The sequence below is a fragment of the Synechococcus sp. H55.2 genome (assembly GCF_047462495.1).
Lineage (GTDB): Bacteria > Cyanobacteriota > Cyanobacteriia > Thermostichales > Thermostichaceae > Thermostichus.
The window spans coordinates 1-3,323 of sequence record NZ_JANSJH010000035.1 but is presented as its reverse complement, the minus strand read 5'-3'; the positions used below and the strand labels follow the sequence as shown (position 1 = coordinate 3,323).

2 protein-coding genes are annotated in these 3,323 nt (G+C 63.6%); both read right to left on the bottom strand.

The window, feature by feature from the left end:
* Positions 1-290: 290 nt before the first annotated feature.
* Complete coding sequence (locus NW844_RS06040) at positions 291-1,019, bottom strand: DUF2993 domain-containing protein (RefSeq protein WP_414334337.1); 729 nt, start codon at positions 1,017-1,019, stop codon at positions 291-293.
* A 119-nt stretch (positions 1,020-1,138) separates the two neighbouring features.
* On the bottom strand, positions 1,139-3,157 hold the full coding sequence (gene bchD / locus NW844_RS06035) for a magnesium chelatase ATPase subunit D (RefSeq protein WP_414334335.1): 2,019 nt from the start codon (positions 3,155-3,157) through the stop codon (positions 1,139-1,141).
* Positions 3,158-3,323: the final 166 nt, after the last annotated feature.

Here is a 3,323-nt window from a genome sequence, read left to right as displayed (position 1 = left end):
CACCCCCAACCCCTCTCCCAGAGGCCCTCACCCCCAACCCCTCTCCCAGAGGGAGAGGGGAGTTAGAACAGCGTTGTGTAGCAACAACGACGTAGAGAAACGTTGCATTGCCATTTGAAATGACTATAAAACCCGGCGGGCCTGGGCATGGGCGCGGCGTCCCCGTCGGGATTGGGATCGCGTGAATAGGCCATGAAAAAACCTCTGGGAGTCTGTCCGTGTTTCGACCCCAGAGGCTTCTTCTCTTCACTCCTCACCACTATTGAGCGTAGCTGCCCGCCGAAAGGTTGTCAAGCATTTTCCCATTGCGGTTGGCGCATGGGAAAGTGCGCCAGGGTGGCGCTGCCGTACAGAACCATCTGCCGGGGCTGTAGGTTCACCCGATCTACCCGCAGCTCCGTACCCCGCAAGGCCAACTGATCCAAGTCCAGAAGCCCATTCAGGTGATCGACCAAGGCCCGGCTCAACGCCAGCTCCGCCTCTGTATCACCCACAAACATCGGATCTGTAAAGCGGATGCGACGCTGCTCCACCACCTCAACCTGGGCGGAAAAACCAACGCGGAGAGACCTGGCCTCTGCTTGCTGTACGTTTGCCTGCAATTCCAGTCGACGCGCCGGAGTGATGGCGATACGAACGTGGTGGAAGGATAGGGATTTGCCATCCTGCCCTACCAAGGCCAGCCTGTTCAGCACAAAAGGCGTGTTGAAGGATTGGGCCAGATCGGCTTCGCTCAGCACCACCCGCATCGTGGCCTGTACCGGCTGGCGCAGCTTGATCTTCCCCTGCCAGATTTGGCTGAAATCAATGGCCACAGCATTGCAAAACAGCTCTAGGGCCGAAAGCCTCAGGCCGTTGTACATCTGCAGGTGCTGGCCCAACAGCTCAAAGCTGTCGATGCGTCCTTGCAACAGCTTGGCGACAGGCTCGACTCGCACACGCGCCTCCAGCCGCTCTACCTGCTTGAAGAGAGCGCGAATGGCTGCGCTCACGCCCCGACTGACCCAGTCAACAGCCATAGGATTCTCAAGGAGCAGTTCCGGCAGGAGTCCTGTAGTCATAGGGCAAGGTGAAGAGCGCCTACAGAGATCATAACCAACCATTAAGAAAAGTTACAAACACCGCCGCGGCTGCTCCTTCAGAGAGAAGTGCGTCCTTCTTGAATGGCCGAGCGGGCCACGGCTGCAATTCCCTGGTCGGTGGCGCGGGGCAGATGAAAGTACCGCCCGCCCGCCAGTTCCGCCAGCTCGGCGCCAAAGCCGGTGGTTACAAAGCGGCTCTGCGAGTCGATGAAAAGCAGCTTCAATCCCAGGGCACGGATGCGCAGGGCGATCTCCCGCAGCTCCTGCTTCAGGTCGATGGGATCGCCTTCGCTGCGTCCCAGGGAGCGGCTGAGGGGGATGTTGCCCCGGCCATCGGTGAGGGCCACCAGCATCACCTGACCCACGTCGCCGCTGGCGCGGGCGTTGACCCCTAGGCGCACCGCTTGGGTGAGGGCATGGGCCAGTGGGGATCCCCCGCCACAGGGCAGGGATTCCAGGCGGCGGCGGGCCAGCTCGATGGAGCGGGTGGGGGGCAGCAGCACTTCGGCAGCCTCGCCACGAAAGGCGATGAGGGCAACCTTGTCGCGGTTTTGGTAGGCCTCGGTCAGCAGGCGCAGGGCGGCGCCTTTGGCCGCTTGCATGCGGTTGAGGGCCATGGAGCCGGAGGCATCCACCACAAAGATCACCAAGGCTCCAGCTTTGCGGGCCAGCTTTTTGGCGCGGATGTCGCCGGGCTCGACGATGACGGCCCGCCCCGGCTGCCGCAGGCGGCGACTTTTCTGGTAGGGGGCAGCAGCCCGCAGGGTGGCATCGACGGCGATGCGGGGGTTGGCGCCCTGGGGCAGAATCGGCTTGATGTAACGGCCCCGGTCGGCGCTGAACACCAGGCTGCGGGATCCCGTTTTTCCCTGCTGGTTCAGAGATTGGGCGAAGGCCAAGAGGCGCGGGTCGAGGGCCACCTGCTCAGGATCGAAGAAAAACTCCTGCGGCAGGCTGAGATTTTCCGGCTGGGGATCCGTTTCCTCCTTGTCCTCACCGGCGTTGTCGGGGTCTGGCGGCGGGGGATCCGGCTGTTGCGATTGGGGTGGCGGCGGGGGTTGCTCGGGGTCGTAGCGGGCGCGGGGCAGCAGCACCAGTTGTACCGCCTGTTGTAGATCTTCGGCTACCAGGCGATCCCGTCCCTCCAGCGCGGCCAGGGCACAGGCGGCCCGCAGGGCAAACTGCTCCCCTCGATGGCCTTGGACGTTGCCGCGGATGGCCTCTTGCACCAGGTAGTGGATCTGTTCCCGCCGCGGTTTGACCTGGGGCAGCCACTCCCGCGCCAGGATAATCTGGGTGCGGATTTCCTCCAGTTCCGCCTGGTGTTCCGCCAGAAAAGGGTCGGGGGCATCGCCGAATTGGTTGGCCCGCTGGGCGATCTCCCGCCGTTCCTCCAGGCTCAGCTCCCGCTCCAGCGGCACCACCATGGCCAGGCGATCCAGCAGGTGGGGGCGCAGGGATCCCTCTTCGGGGTTGTAGGTGGCCACCAAGAGAGGCCGGCAGGGGTGCTGCAGGCTTAGCCCTTCCCGTTCCAGGCGGTTTACCCCCTCCCCTACCACCGTCAGCAGCAGGTTGACGATGGCGTCGTCTAAGAGGTTGATGTCGTCCACATAGAGCACGCCCCGGTGGGCGGCGGCCAAGAGCCCCGGTTGGAAAACCGTTTCCCCCTGCCTCACCGAGGCCTCCACATCCACGGATCCCAAGAGCCGATCCTCCGTCACCCCCAAGGGAATCTGGACAAAGGGAGGGGCCATCACCCGGGTGGGGGGCGTTGTTCCCTGGGGGTAGCGGGCCTTGGCCCAGTCTGACCAGGTCTCGGGCCGCGCCGGGTCGTCGTTGCAATAGGAGCCGGCAATCACCTCGATAGGAGGCAGCAGGGCGTGGATCCCTCGGGCTAAAACCGACTTGGCCGTGCCCCGTGGCCCCACCAGCACCACCCCTCCCAAGCCGGGATCCACCGCCGCCAACAATAGAGCCAGCTTGGCGGTTTGCTGTCCGACCACGGCGGTAAGAGGGAAGGTGCGGGGAGGGGCCAGGGTTGCAGATCCCGAAGGGGACTTAGGGAGGTGGGTCATCGACGGTTAGATCTTGGCGATCTTTTGAGAATCTTCCCAGATCCAGGGCAGATTGAGAGCTGTACACCCCAGTCTATCGTTTTCAAGCGACGCACCGCTTGCGCGACCGAGATTTCTAGGGACGTTCCCAGACCGCTCTGCTCCCTCACCCCCAGCCCCTCTCCCA